The following is a 23,789-nucleotide window of genomic DNA, read 5'->3' on the forward strand; positions in this document are numbered from 1 at the left end:
GAGCGCTTCGTACGTGTACTCGAGGTTGTCCTTCTGCGCGGTGCGCAGCTGGTCCTCGAGCCGCTTGGCGATCTGCGGCAGGAAGGCCTCGTTGAGCGCGCGCTGGTGCACCAGCATGGCGGCGGCATCGAGCTTGTCGCCCTGGTAGAGGCCCAGGGTCATGGCCAGCGGCTCGTCGCCCAGGCGGTTCTCGGGCGTGCGCCAGATGTCGCGCAGGTTCTGCAGCACCGGCGCCACCTCGACCAGGTTCTGCACGCGCGCCGGCAGCGCGGCCAGGTTCTGCTTGGCCGGATCGACGCGCGCCTCGACCGACTTCAGGTAGTCCATGTTGCGCAGCGTGCTGTAGCCCCAGGCCGCGAGCAGGCCCACCGTGAGCAGCGTCATCGCGGCCACGGCCGCGAAGCGCAGCGTGTGGCGACGCCGCTCGAGCTTGACGTCGGCGCCGGCCAGGCGCTGCTCGGGGAACACCACCTCGCGCAGCAGCGTGGTGAGGAAGTAGCTGCGCCCGCTCGACTTCTGCGGCGCGAGCATCGCGCGCTCGATGCCGAAGCTGCGCGCCAGGCTGCCCATCACGCGGTCGATCGGGCTGCCTTCCTGCGTGCCGCTGGTGAAGTACACGCCGCGCACCCACGGCGGCTGGGTGAAACGCGAGCCGGTGAAGACCTGGTCGAGCAGGTCCGACAGCAGCGGGCCGATGGAGCCGAACTGCGCCGGGAAGCCGAAGATCGCGGCGCGCCGCGTGCCGTCGGTCTCGCGCTGCATGCGCGCGATCAGGCCGTCGTTGACGCGGTGGTGCAGCAGCGCGAACTCGCGCTGGAAGGCCAGCGACAGGCCCTTCTCGTCGACCTGCTGGTTCTCCTCGGGCGGCAGGGTGAAGCCGAACACCTGCGCGCGCTGTTCCTTGCCGAGGTCGTCGAAGTAGTCGGTGAAGCCGTACAGCAGGTCGCTCTTGGTGACCAGCACGTAGACCGGCAGCCGCGTCGTGAGCTTGCCGTCGAGTTCGAGCAGGCGCGCGCGGATCGAGGCCGCGAGCTGCGAGCGCGCCTCGGGGCCCTGGCTCAGCAGGTCGCCGACGCTGACGGTGAGGAACACGCCGTTGAGCGGCCGGCGCGGGCGCACCTTCTTGAGCAGGCCGAGGAAGCCTTCCCACGCGCTCTTGTCCTCCGACTGGTGGCTGTCCTGCGTGGTGTAGCGGCCCGCGGTGTCGATCAACACGGCCTCGTCGGTGAACCACCAGTCGCAGTTGCGCGTGCCGCCCACGCCGCGGATGGCGCCGGGGCCGAACTTCTCGGCCAGCGGGAACGACAGGCCCGAGTTGACCAGCGCGGTGGTCTTGCCCGCGCCCGGCGCGCCGATCAACACGTACCAGGGCAGGTCGTAGAGATAGCTGCCGCCCGAGATCGAGAGCCAGTCGCGCCAGCCGGGCTTCTTGCCGGCCGCGTGCAGCTTCATCTGCTTGAGCGTGGCCACGGCCTCGTTGAAGCGGGTGTCGAGGATCTGCTGCTCGCCGGCCACCGGCGTGCCGGACTTGGCCGCGGGCGCCTTCATCAGGCCGTCGGTCAGGTGCTGGCTGGCGCGGCGCGCGCGCCAGCGGCGGTAGATGGCGCGCAGCAGCACCACCAGCACGATCACGCCGATGACGATGGCGCGCGTGGTCTCGCTCTCGAGCGGCGCCAGCGCGCCGATCTTCACCAGCGGGCCGATCCACCAGATCAGCAGCGCGACGACGATCAGCGCGAGCAGGGTCAGCAGCAGCGGGCTGAACAGGAAGCCGAGGATTTTCTTGATCATTTGGTCGCTCCCGTGGCGGGCGACGGCGTGGCGGGCGCGGCGGCGGCAGCGGGTGGTGCCGACGCCAGGCGCTCGGGCTCGGTCAGCAGCACCACCTCGACGCGGCGGTTGCGCGCGCGGTTGGCGGGGGTGTCGTTGGGCGCGACCGGCTCGGCATCGGCCTTGCCGTCGGAACGCATGCGCGCCGGATCGACCAGCGTCGACAGCGCGCCCTTGACCGCGTCGGCGCGCGCGGCCGACAGGTGCCAGTTCGACGGATAGCGCAGCGAGCGGATCGGCTGGTTGTCGGAGTGGCCGGTGATCAGCACCTCGCCCTTGACCTCGGCCAGCGCCTGGCCGATGCGGCGCAGCACCGGCAGCGACTGCGCCATCGGGTCGGCGCTGCCCGAGCCGAAGAAGGAGTCGCCGCGCAGGCGCACCACGCTGCGGTCGGCCTCGTCGGTCACGGTGACCAGGCCCTGCTTGACCTCGGGCTCGAGGAAGCGCGCGAGCCGCGGCGTCTTGGCCGGCGCGGCCGGCGGCGCGATCTGGATGTTGGGCACGCGCAGGCTCGACAGCGCCGAGTAGGTGGTGTCGGAGCGGTAGTTGAGCGTGAGCCGCAGGCCGAACCAGGCCAGCGCGAGCAGCAGCGCGAAGCCGGCCGCGAACACCCACAGCGGCAGCGACTCGCGCAGCCGCACCGTGCCCGCGCCCTGCCCGCGCCAGTGCGGCGAGAGCTCGGGCTCGACCGCGGGACGGTCCTTGGCGATCAGGTCGGCGAGCCGCTGGCGCACCGAGTCGAGCTGCGCGCGGCCGTTGTCGACCACGCGGTAGCGGCCCTCGAAGCCGAGCGCCAGCACGCTGTAGATCAGCTCGAGCAGCTGGCGGTGCGTGGGCACGTCCTGCGCGAGCTTGGCCAGCAGCTGGAACACCTTCTCGCCGCCCCAGGTCTCGTTGTGGAACTGCACCAGCAGGCTCTGCTTGTTCCAGCCGGCCTGCACGCCCCAGGGCGTGTTGGCCACCGCCTCGTCGAGCGCGGTACACAGCACGTAGCGCGCGGCCAGCACCGATTCGTTGCCCACGCCCGCGCGGCGCGCGTTCTGGTCGAACTGGTTGACGGCCTCGGCGGTGGAGGCGCGCAGCGCCGGCACGTTGGGCGGCTGCACCAGGTTGCGCAGCTTTCCGATCAGCACCAGCAGCTTGCCGGCCGCCGACACCAGCGGATTGAGCAGGCCGAGCTCGCCGAGGTCGGCCGCCGGCGTGGGATCGGTGGCGGGGAAGAAAGGCGCGGGCGCGGCCGAGGCCGCGGGCGCGTAGGCCGGCGTGCGCGGCTTGGGCTTGATGACCGTGCGCTCGGACTCGAAGGCGGCGAAAGGGTCGGGTGTGGTCATGGAGTGTCCGTCCTTTGCCGGTGGCTAGCCACGGATCGCCCAGAACGCGAGGTCGAGGCCCGGGAAGTCGCCCGCGATGTGCATCGCGACGCCGCCCGACTGCTCGAGCTGGCGCCAGAGGTCGCTGTTGCGGGTCTCGAGCTCGAAGTAGTTCGCGCCCGAATGGAACGGGATCTGGCGCGGCGCCACCGGCATCGGCGTCAGCGTGACGCCCGGCAGCGCGAGGTTGACGAGGTCGCGGATGCGCTCGACCGGGCCGATCTTGACCTGCGTCGGGAAGCGCGCGCGCAGCGCCTCGCTGGGCATGTGGGCGTTGACCGCGAGCACGAAGACCGCGTTGCGCTGCAGCTCGACGTCGCTGATCACCGCCACGCGCACGCCGTGCTTGCGGTCGTGCAGGTCGATGCGGATCGCCGACTGCTCGAGCACCATCGACAGGCTGCGGCGCAGGTCGTCCATCAGCGGCCGGAAGCTCATCGCGAGGTCGTCGTGGATGTAGGGACCGAAGCGCGCCACGCGGCGCGAGTCGCGGAAGCTCGCGAGGTCGCCGGCCAGGCCGAGCGCCTGCTCGAAGAAGCGCTGCGGATGCAGCATCGCGCTCCTGGCGAGGTGCGCGAACACCGCCTCGTTGCGGTTCACGGTCTGCAGCAGCATGAAGTCGGCGATCTCGGCCACGCCGCCGGTGCCGCCCTGCGTCATGCGCCCGGCCAGCGCCTCGCCGCGCTGGCGCAGCAGGCCCAGCAGCTCGTCGAGCCAGGCGCGGATCACCGCATGGCCGGCCACGTCGAGCAGCGGCGGCAGCATCGCGCGCTCGAGCTGCACCTGGTTGTCGACGCGGCGCTCGACCACGCGCGCCACGCCCAGCGTGGTCCAGGCGTCGGTGGCCTCGCTGGCGCGCATCAGCCGCGTGTGGAGCTGGCCCAGCTGCAGCATCGCGGTGCGCTCGCCGGCGGTGTTGGAGTCGGGCACATCGGACTCGAGCACGCGGTGGCGCACCAGTTCCTCGTATTCCTCGGCATCGGCCTCGCGCGCCCCGGCGCGGCGCAGCGGCAGCGCCAGCACCACGGCTTCGTCGCGCATCGCCTGCGGGATGTCGATCGGTTCGGGCAGCGGATCGACCGCCGGCATGTCGAACACCGTGCCATCGCCGAACACGCCCACCGCGCGCACCAGCGCCAGCTTGCCCAGCGTCAGCGCGGCCTGGTCGATCTCCAGTTCGGCGAAGCCCCAGGCATAGGGCGTGGTGGAGCGCAGCAGCACGTGCCGCGCGTGATCGGCATGTCGTTCGCTCTGCTGCAGGTGCTGGGGCTGCAGCAGCATCCCCTCGCTCCAGACCACTTTTGTTCGCCAACTCATCCGCTCGCACTCCGTCAACGGCAAGGGCTGCCTGTAAGAAGCGGTGAGTTTCCGGCGCGCGAAGTCGTGGGCAAATCCGCCTTAAGGCCTAGCTAACGGCATAGGCGGCGCGCGAGGACGTACGGCGAAGGGAGTAGACGCGTGCTTATTCGGGAGGGTCGACCGGCCCGGTCTTGAGGTGGCTGGCCGCGTGCTCGACCCAGCGGCCCGGCGTGCCGTGCACGATGCCCGCGCTGCTCCATTCGCTGAAGCTGCCGCCGCCGTTGACGACGACGCGCTTCGGCGCCGCGATCCGGATTTCCGTGGTGCTGCTGGTGATGCGCACGGCGCCGCGGGCCCGGACGCCGATCGCGCCGGCGCGCGCCTCGAGGCGGACCGCGCCGCTGGCCGCGACCCACCGCATGCCGTGGCGCAGCGCGAACAGGCGCACGCCCTCGCGCGCGGCGACCAGCAGCCGGCGCAGCGCGCTGAAGCTCGCGGGGCCTTCGCTCGTGAGCGCGAGGGGACCGCCGGCCTGCAGGTGCAGGCTGCCGGGCGTCGTGGCGGCGATGCCCGCCGCGCTGGCGAGCGCCAACTGCGCTGCCCGCAGTTCCGGGAAGCGGGCCGCGGGCGGATCGCCGGGGCCGCCGCGAATCGCATCGTTCTGGGCTGCCAACGCGCGCGCCACTTGCGCCTGGTCGTCACCGGCGTCCTGGGCCTTCGCGGCCAGGGCGGCTTCGGCCAGCGTGCGGTGCTGCTCCTGCGCTTCGGCCAGCCGCGCCGTGGTCTCGCCCATGTCCAGCGCATGGTTCGCCGCGTTCGGCCGGGCTTCGGTGGTGATCAGCATCCCGCGCGCTGCCCGCAGCACGCCGTGCCCGTCGGTGCGCAGCTCGAAGCCCTCGCCGCGCTCCTCCTTGCGCCCCGCATGGTCCTCGATGCGTGCGAAGCGCCCCAGGCTCAGCACGCTGCACTGGTGGTCGCTCTTGAGCTGGGCCTGGATGCGGTCGGGCGTGTCGTCGAGCACCAGATGGTTGCTGCGCCCCGCCGCGGCATTGCCGCCGCCCTCGGTCAGCTCGCGGCTCCTGAAACCGCTGAGCGCGGCTTGACCCGGCAGCGCCCACGGCGACAGGTTGTCCCGGTCGTGCACCCGCCCCGTGCAGATCGGCAGGTCGGCATCGCCGCCGACGAAGCTCACGATCACTTCCTGGCCGATGCGCGGCAGCCAGACACCGCCGAGCTGGTTGCCCGCCCAGGGCGCGCTCACGCGCAGCCAGCAGCTGCTGTGCGCGTCGTGCGCACCCTCGCGGTCCCAGGGGAACTGCACCTTGATGCGGCCCAGGGCATCGGTCCAGAGGTTCTGGCCTGCAGGGCCGACGACTCTTGCCACCTGCGGGCCGACGGCCTCGGGCTTGGGGCGCACGAGCGCGGGGCGCAGCGGTTCGGCCAGCGGGTGGGCGGTGAAGTCGAGATTCACGCGCCAGTGTTCGCGGCGGTTGCTGTCGGCGCCGACTTCCTCGATCAGGAAGCGGGTGTCGAGCGCGAGGTATTCGGTGGCCTCGATTTCCTGGCGTGGGTGGCCGTGCAGGCGGAAGGTGGTGCCCGGAGCCAGGCCGCGGAGAGGACCGCAGCCATTTGCGCGGACCGCCTCTGCACGCAGGGCCTGGAGGCGAAGCAGTGCGAGCTGACGTCCCTCGGCGAACGGATCGTTCGCCGCCTCCTCGAATCCCCCGCGCCCGGCCCTCGGCTGCGCCCAGTGGCTGCCGCCCACCGAGTCATGCCAGCTGTAGACCTCGGCCTGTGAATCACCGCCCTGGCTGACGGAGAGATCGGCCCGCGGCCGCATGTAGTCATACTCCCGGCTCGCATACCGCCCGCTGGCGATCCGGTGCATGGGCACGAAGCCGTGGACGTACTCCGCATCGAGCTTCCAGCCCGGCGGGTGGAAGTCCAGGTCGCGGTAGCGCCCGGCGGCGGGGTGGAAAGCCCCGGCCCCATCGCCAAGCACCAGCCGGTGCGCCCCGTCCGCATGTTCGAAGTGATAGCCGATGCCCCATTCCTGGCACAGCCGCTCGAAGAAGGCGAAGTCGCTCTCGTTGAACTGGGTCTGGTAGTCGCGCGGCGGATAGTGTTCGGCGAGGCGCCAGCAGACGGGAAAGGGGTAGCGCGCGAGCAAGGCCTCGAGGATCTGGACGACCGTCAGGTCCTGGAAGATCCTGCAGTCGGTGCGCAATTCGGCCAGGTGCAGCCAGGGTCGCAATGTCAGCAGGTACTGCGCGTGGCGGCCCGCCTCACCCAGAAAGGCAGCCTCGGCGACGAGCGCGTTGATCTCGCGCACGCCCTCCAGCCCGTCGTCGAGCGCGATGCGGCAGTGGATCTCGCGGCCGATGAAGGCATCGAGGTCGAGGTCGGCGTCACCGGGCGACTCGAGCAGCAGCTCATAACAAAACAGCGCGTTGAGCCCCTCGCGGCCCGACAGCCGCACGGCCCGCAGCGCGGGCTGTCCATCGACAAGAGGAAGCGACGGTCCGAAGACCGACAGCGTGCGCGGCAGATTCGACATCGGCGTGACCTCCAGGGAAACGAGGTCGCGCAGTGTGCAAGCGCCTTCGCGTTGGCACTGCGAACAATGGTTGCGCCGGCGCCGCCGGGCGGGAGATATGTCTCAGCGCGCGGGGTTACCGCCGAGCAGCCGCACCTGGTCGGCGTAGACCTTCTCGATGCGCTGCAGCCGCTGTTCGCGCGCGGCATCGTTGACCCATTGCGCGGCCATCGCGCGCTGGCGGCCGAGCTGGCGGTCGAGCCGCGCCTGCGGCAGCAGCGCGCTGTCGTCGGCCGCCGCATAGCCGAAGCCCGCGCGCAGGGTCCGGAGCACCTCGCGCTCGGCATCGGCGCGCGCGCCCTTGCCCTGGCCGTAGTGGGTCAGGAAGGACTGCAGCCGGGCCTGGAACTCGGGCGGCCAGTCGCGCCGCACCACCATCGGCGCGCCCGGCGGCGGCTGCGATTCCCACACCACCTGCAGCCGCTCGGCCTCGACCGGGAACTGCTCGCGGAAGCGCTCGAAGTCGGTCGTGTTGTTGGTCGCCACGTCGGCGTCGCCATTGGCCACGGCCAGCGCGGTGGCCTGGTGGGTGTCGACGATCTCGCTGCGAAAGCGCGTCTCCATCACGATGTGGTTGGGCAGGAACAGCTCGCTCTGCGGCACCTGGAAGCCGGTCACCGAGCGGCTGTCGCCGCGCGCGAGCCGCCACGACTCGGGCTTGGCGAGCAGCGCCTCGAGGCTGTTGAAGGGCGGCGCCTTGCGCGTCAGCAGCACGGCGCGGTGGTCGGGCATGCCGGGGCGGCGCGCGATCTGCGCGATCACCTTCATGCGGCCCTGGGTCACGGCATCGAGCGCCATCTTGGCCGACAGGAAGGCCATGTCGACCTCGTCGCGGCCGATGGCACGGTCGAGCTCCTCGTACGACGAGACCGAGTAGGCGCTCACGGGCACGCCGATGGCGCGGCCGAGGTCGGCCAGGAGCGGCGTCCACAGCGCGCGCGACTCGACCGCGCCGCCCAGCGGCAGCACGCCGAAGCGGATCGCCTTGACGGGCGCCGGCTGCGTCGCCAGCGCGGCGGGCACCACGGCGCAGGCCAGCACGGCCAGCAAGACGGCGCGCAGCCAGGCGATCAAGGCGAGACGTCCTTCAGCACGCCGACCTGCTCGGCATAGCCGCTGTCCAGCCGCTGCAGCCGGGCCTGGCGCGCGGCGTCGTTGACCCATTGCGCGGTCTTCGCGTTCTGCGTGGCGAGCTGGTAGGCCAGCCGGGCCGCGGGCAGCAGCGAGCTGTTGTCGGCCGGCACGAAGCCCGCGAGGTCGTGCAGCGACTTCAGCACCACGCGCTCGGCATCGCCGCGCGGCCCCTTGGCGCGGCCGTAGGCCACGAGGAAGGCCTGCACGCGCTGGCGCAGCTCGCTCGGGTAGTCGCGCCGCATCACGATCTGCGCATGCGGGATCAGCTCCGACTCCCACAGCACCTGCAGCCGGCCGGCCTCGGCCGGGAAGCGCAGCCTGAAGCGCTCGAAGTCGGCCGTGTTGTTGGTGGCGACGTCCGCCTCGTTGTTGGCCACGGCCAGCGCCGTGACCTGGTGCGTGCCCACCACCTCGCTCGCGAAGCGGGTCTCCATGGCGATGTGGTGGGGCAGGAAGAACTGCAGCTGCGGCACGATGAAGCCCGACACCGACTGCTTCTCGCCGCGCGCGAGGCGCCAGCGGTCGGGGTCGGCCAAGAGGCCCGCCAGCGTGTTGAACGGCGGCGCCTTGCGCGCCAGCAGCAGCGCGCGGTAGCCGGGCAGGCCGTCGTGCCGCACCACCTGCGCCACCACCTTCATGCGGCGCTGGCTCACGGCGTCGAGCGCCATCTTTCCCGACAGGAAGGCCATGTCGACGTCGTCGCGCTGGATCGCCTGCTCGAGCGCCTCGTACGAATTGACCGAGAGCACCGCCACCGGCCGGCCGAGCGCGCGGCTGAGCTCGGCCAGCAGCGGATCCCAGTCGCTGCGCGATTCGAAGGCGCCGCCCAGCGGCAGGATGCCGAAGCGCAGCGGCGCGGCCTCGGCGCCATGGCCGGCGGCGGCCGTGAAGCCGCCCTTGACGGGCTGGGTCGGCGTGGGCTGGGCCGAGGGGGGAATGGTCGAGACCGAGGGCAACGACGGGGCGGCCTGCCCCTGGGCCGCGGCCGCCAGCGGCAGCGCCGCACCCAGCAGCGCCACCGCCAGCCAGCGCCGCCAGGCGGGGCGACGGCTACCGGTGGGTTCGGAGGGGCCTTTGGAACGGCGCGGGAAAGCCGGCATATTTGGACGAACGAGAAGGGCCGCAACGAACCGGCCGGTCTAACATGGCGAAGCGGACGCCATTAGATATCAACCAGAAGCAGTTTTCGTGATGTTTTTCCCGTCTTCCCTGCCTTGCAAGGCCTCCGTAGGCTCGCCGGCCATGCCCTTCCCGCATCCATGAACTGGAACTTCGCCGTCGTCCGCGGCCTGGCGCGGCTCACCTTCGCGCAGCAGCTGATCCTGCTGGCGATGCTGCCGGCCATGGTGGCGACGCTGGTGGCGATCACGGTGCTCACGCGCCAGCACCTGGACAACCTCACCGAGCTGATGCGCGCCAATGCGCAGACGGTGGCGCTGCAGGTGGCCACGGTGGCGCAGGCGCCGATCGCGCGCATGGACCGGCGCGCGCTGCAGCGCACCGCGCAGTCGGGCACCTACCAGCCGCACGTGCAGCAGGTGCAGATCTGGTCGGAGGACGGCGAGATCGTGGCCAATTCCGAGACCATGGACCGCGCGCGCGGCGAGGGCCTGCAGGTGGTGGTGCCGATCGTCGGCGACGACGGCCGCGCCAGCGGCAAGGTGATGGTCGAGATCAGCCTCGGCGCGGTGCAGAACGCGCGCCGCTCGGTCTGGCTCAACGTGGTGCTGGTGCTCGGCGCCAGCCTGGTGGGCGTGGGCCTGGCCGGCTGGTGGGCGGCACGCCGCATCAGCGAGCCGATCCGCGCGCTCGGCAAGGCGGTCGACCGGCTCGGCGCCGGCGAGGCCGCGAGCGTGACGATCGAGGGCACCTCCGAAGTGCAGCATCTGCAGCGCGGCTTCAACGAGGCCGCGCGCGCGCTGGCCGAGAGCCACCGGCTGCTGCAGAGCCGCATCACCGAGGCCACGGCCGAACTGGCGCGCAAGAACCAGCAGCTCGAGGTCGCGAGCCAGGCCAAGACCCGCCTGCTGGCCGCCGCCAGCCACGACCTGCGCCAGCCGCTGCATGCGCTCACGCTGTTCTCCGACGGCCTGGCCAACGGCGAGACCGATCCGCTGCGGCTGCAGCGCATCGGCCACATCCGCGAATGCGTGGACTCGCTCGACCGGCTGTTCTCCGAACTGCTCAACCTCTCTCAGCTCGACGCGGGCGTGCTGCAGCCGCAGTGGGTCGACTTCCCGCTCGACCGGCTGTTCGACGAGATCAGCCGCAACTTCCGCCCGGTGGCCGAGCAGCAGGGCCTGCGGCTGGTGGCGCGCAAGACCGACCTGTGGGTGCGCTGCGACTACGTGATGCTGTCGCGCATCCTCAACAACCTGGTGTCGAACTCGCTGCGCCACACGCTCGAGGGCGGCGTGCTGATCGGCGCGCGCCAGCGCGGGCGCGGCGTGCGCATCGACGTGGTCGACACCGGCGTGGGCATCGCGCAGCAGCACCAGGCGCGGGTGTTCGAGGAGTTCTACCAGGTCGAGCCCTCGGGCCGCCAGGCCGCGCGCGGCACGCGCGGCATGGGCCTGGGCCTGGCCACGGTGCAGCGGCTGGCCGAGCTGCTCAACACGCGCGTGGAGCTGAGCTCGCGCGTCAACAAGGGCACCTGCGTGCGCGTGCTGGTGCGCTCGGCGCCGGCCGCCTTGCCGGCACCGACCGTGGCCGCGCTGCCCGTGCCCGAGAACGACGAGCACTGCCTCACGGGCCTGCGCATCCTGGTGATCGACGACGAGCGCACCATCCTCGAGGGCCTGACGGTGGTGCTGTCGAACTGGGGCGCCGAGGTGCTGGCCGCGCAAACGCGCGCCGAGGCGCTGGCCATGGCCGAGCGCTGGACCACGCCGCCCGACGTGGTGGTCAGCGACCTGCTGCTGCAGGGCGGCGACAACGGCCTCGACGTGATCGCAGCGCTCGAGCGCCATCCGCGCGGCATCGGCATCGGCACCGCGCGGCTGCTGGTCACCGGCGAGACCAAGCCCGACCGCCTGCGCGAGGTGCAGAGCGCGGGCATCACCGTGCTCTACAAGCCGGTGTCGCCGCGCGTGCTGCGCCAGGCGATCCTGGCGCAGCGCGCGGCCGCGGCGCAGGCCGTGCAGGCCTGAGCAACGGGCTTCGGTGGCGATACGCCATCGGAGATAGGCCAAGCGGCCGTTGCCGTGTGAACTTCCTCACACCCCATCAGGGTGCGCGCCGCGGGCATAAGCCCTCTGCCTTATCGCGCGAAGGGGGGCGCTTCCGTACATTGAACCGTCGCCCCTTGTGGCAGAAGCCTTCATGTCCGTCGCCGCGAAAACCTCTCTCCCCCTCCCCTGCACGACCCGGTTGCTGCGCGGCGCCACGCGTGCGCTGCTGGCCTGCGCCGCGCTGCTGGGCGCCGCGCTGTGCCCGGCCGCCGGCTTCACGGTGCTGATGGGCGACGACCTCGCCGCGCATGCCGAGTTCGTGCAGCAGCTGCGCCAGGGGCTGGACCCCGCGAGCCGCTTCGAGCTGGTGCGGCTCGCTCCAGGCGCACCCGACACGGCAGCGGCGGAGCCCGGCGACGTCAACGTCGGCGTGCGCACGCGCAGCATGCGGTCCTCGATCTCGAGCGCCGACGGCGGCTCGCTGACCATGGCGGTGGGCGCGGTGGCCGCGCGCGCCGCCATCGAGCGTCCGGGCCAGGAGCCGCTGGTGCTCGCGATGCTGAGCCGGCTCGACTACGAGGGCCTGCGCGCCAGCCCCGCGCTGCGCCGCGCCGACCGCCGCGTCGGCGTGCTGCTGCGCGACCCGGCCATGACCGACCAGCTCGCGCTGGTGAGCGCGGTGCTGCCGGCGCAGCGCCACCGCATCGGCGTGGTCGCGACGCCCGAATCCGAACCGCTGGTGCGCGACCTGCAGCGCGCCGCGCAGGCGCAGTCCGGCGGCGGCTGGGACCTGCAGGTGGAATACGCGCCCGATGCGCGCTCGCTCGCCACCGCGCTGCGCGCCGTGGTGCCGCGCAGCGATGCGCTGATGGTGCTGCCCGACCTGATCGGCGACAACCAGGCCGCCACGCTGTCGGTGCTGCGCGCCGGTGCCGGCGCCGGCCTGCCGGTGTTCGGCGCCAGCGAGGGCCTGGTGCGCTCGGGCGGCCTCGCGGCCGCGGTCTCCACGCCGGCGCAGCTCGCGCAGCAGGCGCGGCTGCTGGCGCAGAAGGTCGCGGGCGGCGGCGGCGCGGGCAGCGGCGGCAATCCGCTGGTGGAGGCCGCGACGCCCGCCACCGTGCGCATCAATCCCACCGTCGCGCGCGGGCTCGGGCTGCGGCTGCCCGAGGAACGCGAACTGACCGAGCGCCTGACCGCCACCCGATGAGCGCCACCCGGCCGCCCGAGGGCGCGGATCCCAGCCCGGCCACGGCGCCGGCCCAGACGCCCGTGCCGAGCGCCGGCGCGCTGGTGGTGCGCGGCAACCTGCAGCGCGACCTGTTCCGCCTCGGCGTCGTGCCCTGCGTGGCGGTGGCGCTGGCGCTCACCGCCTGGTTCACCCACAACCGGCTGCAGACGCTCGAGGCCGCCTTCGATGCCGAGGGCCAGGCGGTGGCGCGCCAGGTGGCGGCGATGTCCGACCTGAGCCTCTACGCGGGCGACCTGCCCGCGCTGCAGAACGTGGCCAATGCCGCGCTGCGCGGCGGCCAGGTGATGCGCGTGGAGATCAGCAACAGCGCCGGCGTCTACGTGACGGCCGGGCCCAAGGCCGGCTCGCTCGCGCAGCTGCGCATGTTCACCGCGCCGGTCACGCTGCGCGAGGCCTCGCGCGCCAGCGCCTTCGCGCCCGCGGGCTCGACCGCCGCGGGCGAGACGCCGGTCGGCCTGGTGCAGACCTTCCGCGACACCACCGCCTATTCGCGCGAGCGCACGCGTTCGCTGCTCGCGGGCATCGGCATCGCGATGGTGGCGCTGCTCGCGGCCTGGGCCTCGGTGCGCCACATGGCGCGCACCGTGGCGCGGCCGCTGCGCCGCGTGTCGCGCACGGTGGCGGCGCTCGAGGCCGGGCATTTCGAGATGCGCTGCGGCGTGGTCGAGGGCGGCTCGCGCGGCACGCACGAGCTGGCCATGCTCGCGCACGACATCGACCGCCTCGCCGAGCGGCTGCAGCACAACCGCCAGGTCAGCGAGGAGCGCGTGCGCGAGGCCACCGCGGTCGCGCTGCAGCGCATGGCCGAGGCCGAGCAGGCCGCGCTGTCGCGCGCGCGCTTCCTGGCCGCGGCCAGCCACGACCTGCGCCAGCCGCTGCATGCCATGGGCCTGTTCATCGACGGCCTGCTGCCCGGCGCCAGCGAGACGCAGCGCCCGGCCGTGCTGCGGCTGCAGGAGAGCACCGAGTTCATGGGCGTGCTGCTCGACGACCTGCTCGAGATCTCGCGGCTCGACGCGCAGGTGCTCACGCCGGCCATCGCCAAGGTCTCGCTGGCCGCGCTGTTCGATCAGCTCGAGGCCCAGCACGCGGCCAGCGCCGCCGAGCTGCGCGTGCGGCTGCGCTGGAGCGACCGCGGCCTCGCGGTGCGCAGCGACGCGGCGCTGCTCAAGCGCATCGTCGGCAACTTCGTGAGCAATGCGCTGCGCCATGCGCCCGCGGGCAGCACCGTGCTGGTGGCCGCGCGCCGCGCGCGCAGCGGCCCCGACGGCGGGCGCGGCGTGCGCATCGAGGTGCGCGACAACGGCGTGGGCATCGCGCCGATCCACCAGCAGCGCATCTTCGAGGAGTTCTACCAGGTGGCGAACACCGAGCGCGACCGCCGCCGCGGCTTCGGCCTGGGCCTCGCGATCTGCGCGCGCATCGCCACCCTGCTGGGCACGCGCATCGCGCTGCGCTCGGCGCTCGGCGCCGGCAGCACATTCGCGCTGACCCTGCCCGCGGCCAATGCCGCCGACATCGCGCCGCCGCAGCCGGCGCCGCCCGCGCCCGCGCCGCTCGCGGGCCTGCGCTGCCTGGTGGTGGACGACGACCCCGCCATCCTCGACGGCAGCCGCGCGCTGCTCGAGCAGTGGGGCTGCCAGGTCGAATGCGTGGCCACCGGCGCCGAGGCGATCGCGCGGCTGGGCACCGGCGACATCCCCTACGACGCCGTGCTGTGCGACCTGCAGCTGCCCGGCGACACCGACGGCATGGACGTGATCGACGCCGCCAAGCGGCTGCAGCCCGAGGCGCTCGCGGTGCTGGTCTCGGGCGCCACCGGGCCCGACGCGCTGCAGCGGCTGCGCCACAGCGGCGCGACGCTGTTGACGAAGCCGGTGGCACCGGCGAAGCTTCGGGCGCTGCTGTCGACGCGGCGGCATGCGCAGCCCGCATGAACACGGTCCATTCCCCGCAACCGTTCACGCTGAGCCTGGCCTGTCCTGAGCTTGTCGAAGGATCGAAGCGCCGCGCGAGGCTTCGACAGGCTCAGCCCGAACGGCAGGGGTCCGGCCTCACCACTCGCCCGCCACGATGCTGCCCATCGACGCCCTGAAAGACATCCGCCCCTTCATCGCCACGCCCAGCTACAGCGGCGCGATGACCAGCGACTACGTGCGCAGCCTGCTCGGGCTGGTCAACCTCGCGTGGCGCCACGGCTTCCCGATGCAGACGCGCTTCCTCGACGGCGACAGCCTGATCCCGCGCGCGCGCAACCGGCTGGTGGCCGAGTTCATGGCCGACAGCCGCTGGACCCACCTGTTCTGGATCGATGCCGACATCGGCTTCGAGCCCGAGGCCGCGCTGCGCCTGCTGCTGGCCGGCCGCGCGGTGGTGGCCGGCGCCTATCCGCACAAGAACGACGGCTGGCCGCGCGCCGGCCTCGCGCAGCCGCTGCCCGCGGGCAGCACGCGCGAGGACTTCGAGGCGAAGCACGCGGTGTACCCGGTCAACCTCACGGGCCCCGACGTCGCGGCGCGCGTCGATGCCGACGGCTTCGTCGAGGTGCTCGACGCGCCCACCGGCTTCATGCTGATCGAACGCGCCGTGTTCGAGCGCCTCGCGCAGGCCCTGCCCGAGCTGCGCTACACGCCCGACCGCATGGAGGACGAGGCGGCCGCGGCCTGGCCGCACCACCGCTTCTTCGACGTCTGGGCCGAGCCCGGCAACGGCCGCTACCTCAGCGAGGACTTCGCCTTCTGCCGCCGCTGGCAATCGATTGGCGGCCAGGTCTTCGTCGACACGCAATCGCGCCTCACCCACACCGGCACGCGCGTCTACCGCGGCGACTACGCGCGCTCGCTCGCGGCCAGCGCCGGGCCGTCGGCCTGAAGCAGCGCGGCCAGGTCGGCCGGCAGGCTCGCCAGGTCGTAGCCGCGATCGGGCGCGATCTTCTCGAGCCGCAGTTCCGGCCCTTCCTCGGCCAGGTAGTCGTAGCCGATGGCCTGCCAGCGGCGCTCGGGGATCGAGTTGCCGGTAGCGGTCGCGCCGCGCGACGCGGTCCTCGCGCCGGATCATGCGCAGGTGGTAGAGCCGGAAGTAGCTGCGGAACATCCGGCCATGCTGCGCGACCGCGTCGGGATACCAGGGCCCGTGCAGCGCTGGCGCCGCGTCGAAGGCGATCTCGCGCGGCAGCCGGAACAGGCACACGCGCGACTTGCTGCCCCAGCGGCCGTCGTCGCGGAAGCGGTCGGGCGCGTCCCAGAGTTCGCGCACCGCGAGCGAGAGGCAACCCAGTTGCGTGCCGGCCAGCGAATCGACGATGGCACCGAGGTGCTCGAGGAACAAGGTCTCGTAGCGCTCGTCGGCATCGCAGACCAGCACCCAGCCCGCGCCATGGCGCCGCGCGCATTCGAGCAGCCGCTGCTTGTTCCGCGTTTCGTTCCACTCGCCACCGGGCGGGTTCGACAGCAGCTCGAGCAGCTTCGGTTCGCGTTGCAGGATTTGCGCGGTGTCGTCGGTCGAGCCGTCGTCGAGCGCGATGAAGCCGTCGACATGCTCGCGCAGGTGCGCGAGGCAGCCTTCGAGCAGCCGCGCCTCGTTGCGCAGCTGCAGCACGCAGACGATGCGCGGCCGCGCGGCCAGCGGCTTCGGCGGCTCGGCACTGCAGCGCGGGCAGAAGTAGTGCGGCGCCGGTTCGTGGTGCAGCATGCGCGCGCAGAGTTCGCACTGACGGCGCGAGCCCATCGCGAACACCGGTGCGGGTTGCAGCCATGCGGGCACGGCCCCGGCATCGGCCGGCGGCGCGTCGTCGCGGGCGATGCGCGCGAAATCGCGCCCCCAGTCCTCGCCGTTCGCGCGTGCCTGCGCGGGCGTGCACTTGCGCCAGTCGTTGTCGGGATCGAACTGCTCGGCGCCGTCGCGCGTCTCGAACGACAGGTGCAGCAGCTTCAGTTCGGCGCAGGCCGACAGCCGCCAGCCCGCCATCTCGAGCCGCACGCGGAAGTCGTCGTCGTCGCCGCCCCAGCCGGCAAACGATTCGTCATAACCGCCAACCGCCTCGAAGGCCTCGCGCGGGCCGCACAGCGAGCCGTAGAAGGTACGCAGGAACAGCGCCTCGGGCACCTGGCGCGCGAACAGCGCGGCGAGCGGTCCGTCGACCGCGTCGAAGCGCGCGAAGCCCACGCGGCCCAGCACCACGCCGCGCTCGACCGACAGCGCGGCCTGCAGCGCCAGCGCGGGCCCGTCGCCCACATAGGCCGACTCGGGCGAATGCACGAGCACGAAGCGGCCGCGCGCATGGCGCACGCCGACGTTGATGGCGCGACAAGGCGGGCGCCAGCCATGCGGCCGGTCGTTGACCACCACGCGCCAGTGCACCGCATCGAAGCGCGCGAGCAGTTGCAGCAGGCCCTGTTCCTCGGCCGGTTCGTCGAGCGCGATCACCACCTCGATGCCGGGGCGCGACCAGTGCGGCGCGTTGAGCGCGGCCACGCGCTCGAACTCCGCGAGCTTGCGATAGAACGGCAGCACCACGCTGAGCATCATGCGGTCCGCCCTTCGGCGATCGGCGCGATGGCGCGAGACAAGGGAGACAATGGCAGGACCTGCTTCATCCCCGCATCATGAACGGTTGCTTCATCAATCTGCAACGCAGTGGCGATCGCCGCACAGCCATGGAAGCGCAGCTGCGCGCGCTCGGCATCGAGGGCGTGGCGCGCTTCGAGGCGATCGACGCGGCCACCCTGCCCGCGGCGGCACCCGATGCCCCCACCAGCGCCGGCGAGCGCGCCTGCTTTCTCTCGCATGCACGCGCGCTCGAGGGCGCGCCGCCCGATGACTTCTTCCTGGTGCTGGAAGATGACGCATTGCTGAGCCGCGCGCTGCCGCCGCTGCTGCGGCCGGAGGCGCTCGCGCAGCTCGCCGACTGGGACCTGGTGTTCCTCGAATGCCTGCCCTACACCTCGGCCCCCGGCCTGCTCGCGCTGTGGCAGGCGCTGAAGAAGCAGCTGCCCGCCGATCCCACCGCGCCGCGCGATGCGATCGCCGGCATCGAGGTGCTCGATGCGCGCGGCCTCTACAACTGGGGCGCGGTCGCCTACCTCGTCACGCCGAAGGGACTGCGCGCCTTGCCGCCGCTGCTGTGCGAGGCGCTGGCCGAGGGACCGGCGCAGGCCTTCGACATGGCATTGAACCGCTGGGTGGCCGAGGGCCGCCTGCGCGCGGCGGTGCTCGCGCCCTTCCTCGCCACGCCGCGGCTCGAGAGCCATGCGCACAGCACCATCGACGACCGCCCGCGCGCGGCGGAGAACGACGCGCTCGGCGGCGCGCTGCGCCGGCTGTTCTTCGCCGGCCCGATCGACGGGCTCGAGGCCCATGTGGCGGGCTACCGCCACGCGGCGCTGACCGACGATCCGCGACTGCGCCTGCTGGCCGACCTGATGGCGCAGCTGTTCGTCATCACGGCGCGCTGAACCGCATAAGGCAACCAACAACCGTTCACGCTGAGCCTGTCGAAGCGCTGCGCAAGGCTTCGACAAGCTCAGCCCGAACGGTTGCGATCGATCGACTTGGCGCCCCTCAGAAATCGGCGCAGCCGTTGCGCCGTTCCGTGTTCACGCAGCTCAGCAGGTTCGGCCGAGAACGCACGCGCGACCATTCGCGCGCCAGCACGTCGCCGCCCTGCGCGGCGCGGTCGCCGTCCAGCGGTCCGGTCGCCACGCAGATCGGCGCCTGGCCGATGTTGCGGTCGTAGAGGTAGGTCGAGGGCTGGTCGCGCACCACGTCCACCGAGGGCAGCTCGGGCCGCTCGAGGAAGACGAAGGGCGGCGGCGGCGGCGCGACCGGCGGCGCTGGGGGCGCGGGCGGCGGCGGCGGTCCCGGGTCGACGCGCAGGTTGCCCGGCACCACCTGCACCGCATAGCCGGCCGCCGAGGCGAAGGCGCCGTCGATCGGGTAGTTGCCCGGCGGGCTCGAGGCGTTCGCGCTGGTGCCCGGCGCGCCGCTGAAGCTCGATGCGTTGTCGCCGAGGATCAGCCCGCTGACGCTGTAGGTGAAGCTGGGGTTGGGCGCGCCTTCCTGGCGCGCGGCATTGCCCACGGTCACGATCGCGGTCGGCTGCTGCGCGTAGATGAAGTGGTTGTCGGTGGTCGGCACCGTCACCGTGCACAGGCCCAGGTAGGCGCAGTGGTAGAGGTTGGGCAGCGGGCCCGAGCCCGCGAGGCCGCCGCGCGTCTCGCCGATCCAGGTGTCGGCCCAGACGCGCCAGGTGCCGGCGCCGATGGTGAAGGCGCCCGGGTTCTGGAAGCGCGCCGCCGCCACCAGGTCGGCGCTGGTGCTCGCGGTGACGCCGGTGCCCAGCGTGAGGTCGCCGGCCAGCGTGCGCACGAACACGGTGCCGGCCGACATCGACGCGGCGGCCGTCGGCGCGAGCTGGTTGGTCGCGGCGTTGAAGCCGTTCACGCTCAGCGCGCCGATGGTCACGGCATTCGCGTCGACGTAGGCGAAGCCGCCCTCGGCGCCGCCGCTCACGGTGGCGACGTTGTTCGCGGGGTTCTGCAGGTCGACGCTCGCGCCGCTCGAGCGCGCGAGCAGCCCGGTGGCGGTGATCGCGCCCGCGGCCGACTGCGTGATGCGGCCGTCGGACAGCAGGCCCAGCTGCGAGGCGCCGACCGTGCCGTTGACCGCGATGTTGCCGCCGGCGTCGTTCTGCAGGGTGAGCGCACCCGGCGTGGCGATGGCGCCGGCCACCGTGATGTCGGCCGCATGGGTGGCGCTGCCCGCCACGATGGTGGGTGCGGCGAGGCGCGCGAACTCGGCGCTCGAGACCGAGAAGCCGCCGGTGCCCGCGCCGCCGAGCACGATCGGCGCATTGGTGGTGTCCGACACCGCGAAGTTGGCGTCCATGCCGCCGGGCCGCAGGTTGATCGCGTTGGCCGCGCTCACCGGCGTGCCGATCACGATCGCGTCGGTGCTGCCGTCGTTGACGGCGCGCAGCACCACGTTGCGGCTGCCCTGCACCACGGGCGCCGTGCCGGGCGGGCTCGGCGAGCCGCCGGCCTCGATCGAGACGCCGGTGCCGCCGTTCTGCGACCGGCCGGTGATCTCGATGTCGCCGCCGCCGGTGGTGACGATGCGCGCGCCGTTCTCCAGCCGCACGCCCGAGTCGGGCGTGGCCGCGGGCACGGTGGTGTCGTTGTTGAAGTTGTAGCCGCGCAGCGCGATGCTGCCGCTGCCGCTGGTGATGCTGCTGCCGCCGTTGACCAGCACGCCATGCGCCGCCGCGAAGGTCGACGAGGCCTGGCGCCGCGCCACGCCCTGCACCGTCACGTTGCCGCTGGTGGTCGAGATGGTCGAGGGCGTGCGGCCGTCGGTGATGACCACGCCGCTGTTCCAGTCGGCCGAGGTGCCGCGGATGTCGACGTTGCCGGTCGAGCTCGCGATCTGCGCGCCCGCCAGCGTCACGTTGCCGCCGGCGATCTGCACCGCGCCGCCCGCGCCCGCATCGGTCTGCCCGACGCGGGTGTCGATCTGGCTGTCGACCAGCGCGACATAGCCGGTGGGCGCGCCGGGCTGGCCGCTGTAGAGCGTGACCGCGCCGCCATCGGTCTGCACCGTGGCGCCGTTCAGCTGGATGAAGCCGCTGGTGGGGCTGCCGTCGCCGCGCGCGTTCATCGTGACGCTGCCGCCGCGCGTGGCGATGGTGCCGTTGTAGCTGATCGAGCCGGGCGTGGCCGCGGGCGTGCCGTCGGGGTTGACGCCCGCGTTGAACAGCACGGTGAGCGGCCCGCCCTTGCCCGACGAACGGATCACCGTGCCCAGGCCGCCCTGGATGCTGTTGCCCGAGGCCAGCTCGAAGCTCAGCGGGCCGAAGGCGGCGTTGTAGTCGATCAGCGCGTTGTTCGCGAGCGTGATGCTGCCCGCGCCCGGCCCGCCGGTGCCGGTGGTGATCTTCACGCTCGCGCCGCCGTTGAGCGCGGCGTTGATGTCGCCGTCCTGGATGGTCGAGGTGGCGACCGCGTCGAAGGGATTGGTCGGCAGCGTGCCGGCCGCCGCGCCATTGACGATGGTGACCGCGTAGGGATCGATCAGCCACTGCCCCGCGGTGCCCGCCGGCGCGCCCGCGTTGACGCGGATGCCGGTCAGGTCGAACTGCGTGCCCGAGGTCTCGATGAAGCCGCCGTTGCCGCCCGCGCTGCCGCCGCGCGCCGACAGCGTGCCGTGGGCGCGCAGGCCGTTGCCCGCGAGCAGCCGGATGGTGCCGCCGTTGCCGCTGGCCGAGGTGCTGTCGGCGAGCAGGCCCATGCCCGTGGCCAGCGCGAGCATGCCGCCGGTCTTGTCGCTCACGCTGGCCTCGAAGCGGATGTCGCCGCCCGTGCCCGCGCCGCTCGCGTCGGCCAGCTTGCCGGTGGCGCCCGCGAGGCCGCCGCCGTAGATGTTGCGGCCGGTGACGGCGATGGCGCCGCCGGCCACGGTGCGGCTCGCGGTGCTCAGCAGCGCATCGGCCTGCCCGCCGCGCTGCAGCAGCACGTCGCCGTTGCCGCCGACCACGTTGATCTGTCCGCCCTCGGCACGCAGGCCCTGGCCGTCGCCGCTGGCACGGATCCACACCGCCGCGGGCGTGATGCCTTCGTCGATGCCGGCCGGTGGCGGGGTCGGCACGCCGTTGAAGTCGTAGATCACGCCCGCGCTGCCGGCGGTGCCGACGACGTCGATGCGCCGGCCCTGGCCGGCCGTGATGCCGGCGTCGCCGATCAGCACGCCGTGCGAGGCATTGATGGTGGCCGAGGCCGAGAGCTTGGCGAATTCGTCGGTGCCCAGCAGCGTGCCGAGGTCGGCGCCCTGGCCCTCCACGCGCACGTTGCCGCCGGTGGCGATGTCGACCCCTTCGGCCTGCACGCCCGCGCCCGCGACGTTGAAGCGCAGCCGACCCACGGCATCGCCGGTGGTCCATCCGCGCGTGCTGCCGCGCAGCACGATGTCCCCGCCGGTCGATGCGATGCGGCTGCGAGGGCCCGGCACGCTGCCGGCCTCGCGACCGATCTCCACGCCCTTGGCGGCCAGCCCGCCGACGCCGTCGACGGTGATGGCGCCGCTGCCGGTGATGAGTTCGGAGCTCGAGATCAGCACGCCCGAGCTGCCGTTGAGCGTGGAGCTCGAATACAGCGTGCGGCCCTCGCCGCGCAGGTTGATGACGCCGCCCTCGGTGCAGCTGGCGGCATCGACGCCGCAGGCCGAGATGCGGCTGTTGCGCAACTCGATGCCGGCGCCCACGCCCGAATCGCCGAACTCGGAGGCATAGCCGATGGCGCGGCCGTTGGCGGCATCGCCCTGCCCGTAGAAGCGCACGTTGCCGCCGTTGGTCTCGATGCGCGCGTTCGTCATCTGGATCTGCGCGGCACCCTCGCCTTCGGAGGTCACGATCGGGGTGTTGCCGGCCCCCGGCACCGTGCCGTTGGCATCGACGTTGAAGTCCACGTTCAACGCGCCGTTCTTCGACTGGATGGTCGAACCGTCGAGCATCGCGATGCCGGTGGCCGAATCCACGCGCAGCGACGAGGTGCCGCTCTCGTTCTTGACCACCTGGGCCGCGGTGTCGAACAGCACGCCGAAGCGCTCCTGCCCGCCCTCGGCATTGGCCGCCTTGCTCGCGAGCGTGACGTCGGTGCCCTGGCCGAGCGCGCCGCCCAGCGCCTGCGCACTGATCGGACTCGAGGCCATGCCGCCGGCGCCGAGAAAGCTGCCGGGGTCGTAGTTCGGCGCGTCGGGCGTCACCACGATCTGCTTGTTCGAATTCAGCGTCCACTTGCCGTTGGCACCGCCGTTCGCGCCGCCCGCGGCCGACAGCGCGAGGTCGTCGCCGACCTGGATCGCATCGGCGCTGGTGACGATGTTGCCGCCCGCGCCCGAGCCGGACCCCGTGGCCGACAGCGTGCCCGACAGGTGCAGGCCGAGCCGGGTGGCCGGCGGCGCCTCGCTGCCGGTGCCCGGCAGCGAGGCGTAGGTGGCCTGCTCGATGCGGATCTCGCCACCCGCCGCATTGCCCGCGCGGCCGTTGGCACGCAGGACCGCGCCCGACTCGACCAGCGCGGCCCGCGCTTCCGGCGGGGCCGATGCGATCGACAGGCCGTTGAGTGCCTTGACCTGCACCGAACCGCCGCCCGCATCGCCGCTCGCGTCGAGCAGCGCGCGATCCACCACGCGCACATTGCCCGCGGCCACGGAGATGCGGCCGCCTGGCACCGTGCCGGTCGAGGTCGCGTCGAGCGTGCCGCCCACGCGCACCTCGTTGTCGGCCCCGCCGCCGAGCACGATCTCGCCGTTCTTCGTGCCCACGGAACGCGCGCGCACCACGCCGGTCTGGTTCACCACCAGCTCGCCGATGGTGGTCGACTGGCCCATCATCACGACCTTGCCGCCGTCGGCCTGCACGGTGCCCGTGTTGTTGACCGAGGCATTGGTCGCCATCGAGTCGGGTGCGATCGCGATGCTGGTGAGGCCGTCGCCCGCGAGGTCGAGCGTGATCTTGCGGCCCGAGGCCAGCCCCACGGTCTGGCCGTCGGCGGTGATGGTGCCGCTGTTGCTCACGCCCGCGCCCATCAGCACCACGGGTCCGCCCGACGCCGTGATGGTGCCGGCGTTGTCGACGATCTTCGCCTCGCCGTTGAGCCGCTCGAACGTGAAGTTGGTCGTGCCGCCGAGGAAGCTCTCGTCGCTGGTGGTCAGGCGCAAGGTCGACGCCACGAGCCCGCCCACGTTGACGGTGGCGCCGGCGCCGAACATCACGCCGTTCGGGTTGATCAGGAACACGCGGCCGTTGGCATTGAGCTGGCCCGCGATGTTCGAGACCTCGTTGCCGGTCACGCGGTTGAGCAGGATCGCCGAGGCGTTGGGCTGCTGGATGTTGACGATGTTCTTGGCGCCGATCGAGAACGTGGTCCAGTTGACGATGCCGCGCTGGCTGCCCTGCACGATGCTCATGATGTTGCCGGCCTGGCTCATCGAGACCACGTTGCCCGGCAGCGCCGAGGGCAGGAAGCCCGTGGGCAGCACCTGCGCCATCGCGGGCACGGCGCCCGCGCACAGCAGCGAGAACGCGACCGGCCGCAGCCGCAGGCGGCGCGTGGTGGCGCGAAGAAGAGGAGACGTGCGTTGCTTCATGG

Annotated in this window: 11 protein-coding genes and 2 pseudogenes; 5 read left to right on the forward strand and 8 right to left on the reverse strand. The window is 72.6% G+C overall.

Features of this window, described 5'->3' with window-relative positions:
* Positions 1 to 24 precede the first annotated feature (24 nt).
* The 6 genes and pseudogenes from tssM to phnD all read right to left on the reverse strand — a co-directional run.
* A pseudogene (gene tssM, locus ACHMXE_RS39720) lies at positions 25 to 1,791 on the reverse strand (type VI secretion system membrane subunit TssM); the annotation flags it as partial.
* The gene (locus ACHMXE_RS39725; RefSeq protein ID WP_395349077.1) at positions 1,788 to 3,161 is read right to left on the reverse strand and encodes a DotU family type VI secretion system protein; all 1,374 of its coding nucleotides are present in this window, start codon (positions 3,159 to 3,161) and stop codon (positions 1,788 to 1,790) included. The pseudogene tssM and the gene ACHMXE_RS39725, both read right to left, overlap by 4 nt.
* A gap of 24 nt (positions 3,162 to 3,185) precedes the next feature.
* A complete protein-coding gene (gene tssK / locus ACHMXE_RS39730) occupies positions 3,186 to 4,517 on the reverse strand; it encodes a type VI secretion system baseplate subunit TssK (RefSeq protein WP_203204128.1) in 1,332 nt (443 codons plus the stop codon).
* Between the two features lie 145 nt (positions 4,518 to 4,662).
* Positions 4,663 to 7,056: a type VI secretion system Vgr family protein gene (locus tag ACHMXE_RS39735; protein ID WP_395349078.1), complete on the reverse strand. Its 2,394-nt coding sequence runs from the start codon at positions 7,054 to 7,056 to the stop codon at positions 4,663 to 4,665.
* A 102-nt stretch (positions 7,057 to 7,158) separates the two neighbouring features.
* Positions 7,159 to 8,169, reverse strand: coding sequence for a phosphate/phosphite/phosphonate ABC transporter substrate-binding protein (locus ACHMXE_RS39740; RefSeq protein WP_395349079.1), 1,011 nt, complete (start codon positions 8,167 to 8,169; stop codon positions 7,159 to 7,161).
* Complete coding sequence (gene phnD / locus ACHMXE_RS39745; RefSeq protein WP_395353006.1) at positions 8,166 to 9,167, reverse strand: phosphate/phosphite/phosphonate ABC transporter substrate-binding protein; 1,002 nt, start codon at positions 9,165 to 9,167, stop codon at positions 8,166 to 8,168. The genes ACHMXE_RS39740 and phnD overlap by 4 nt, the downstream gene beginning before the upstream one ends.
* Before the next feature lie 321 nt (positions 9,168 to 9,488).
* On the opposite strand from phnD, the gene ACHMXE_RS39750 reads away from it, so the two are divergent.
* The 4 genes from ACHMXE_RS39750 to ACHMXE_RS39765 all read left to right on the forward strand — a co-directional run bounded on the left by ACHMXE_RS39750 (position 9,489) and on the right by ACHMXE_RS39765 (position 15,519).
* Entirely contained in the window at positions 9,489 to 11,378 is a 1,890-nt protein-coding gene (locus ACHMXE_RS39750; protein WP_209545881.1) for a hybrid sensor histidine kinase/response regulator, read from the forward strand.
* A gap of 172 nt (positions 11,379 to 11,550) precedes the next feature.
* A complete protein-coding gene (locus tag ACHMXE_RS39755) occupies positions 11,551 to 12,606 on the forward strand; it encodes an ABC transporter substrate binding protein (RefSeq protein WP_395349080.1) in 1,056 nt (351 codons plus the stop codon).
* The gene (locus tag ACHMXE_RS39760; protein WP_395349081.1) at positions 12,603 to 14,585 is read left to right on the forward strand and encodes an ATP-binding protein; all 1,983 of its coding nucleotides are present in this window, start codon (positions 12,603 to 12,605) and stop codon (positions 14,583 to 14,585) included. Before ACHMXE_RS39755 ends, ACHMXE_RS39760 begins: the two co-directional genes overlap by 4 nt.
* A gap of 136 nt (positions 14,586 to 14,721) precedes the next feature.
* Positions 14,722 to 15,519: a hypothetical protein gene (locus tag ACHMXE_RS39765; protein ID WP_395349082.1), complete on the forward strand. Its 798-nt coding sequence runs from the start codon at positions 14,722 to 14,724 to the stop codon at positions 15,517 to 15,519.
* A 528-nt stretch (positions 15,520 to 16,047) separates the two neighbouring features.
* Here the strand turns inward: ACHMXE_RS39765 and ACHMXE_RS39770 are convergent.
* A pseudogene (locus ACHMXE_RS39770) lies at positions 16,048 to 17,175 on the reverse strand (glycosyltransferase family 2 protein); the annotation flags it as partial.
* A gap of 77 nt (positions 17,176 to 17,252) precedes the next feature.
* Between ACHMXE_RS39770 and ACHMXE_RS39775 the strand changes: the two are divergent.
* Complete coding sequence (locus tag ACHMXE_RS39775; protein WP_395349083.1) at positions 17,253 to 18,101, forward strand: glycosyltransferase family 25 protein; 849 nt, start codon at positions 17,253 to 17,255, stop codon at positions 18,099 to 18,101.
* 106 nt (positions 18,102 to 18,207) lie between these two features.
* Here the strand turns inward: ACHMXE_RS39775 and ACHMXE_RS39780 are convergent, their stop codons facing one another.
* Positions 18,208 to 23,787, reverse strand: a complete 5,580-nt coding sequence (locus ACHMXE_RS39780) for a filamentous hemagglutinin N-terminal domain-containing protein (protein WP_395349084.1) — start codon at positions 23,785 to 23,787, stop codon at positions 18,208 to 18,210.
* Positions 23,788 to 23,789 lie beyond the last annotated feature (2 nt).

This window comes from Variovorax sp. UC122_21 (assembly GCF_044056785.1).
In the GTDB taxonomy this organism is placed as follows: Bacteria; Pseudomonadota; Gammaproteobacteria; order Burkholderiales; family Burkholderiaceae_C; genus Variovorax.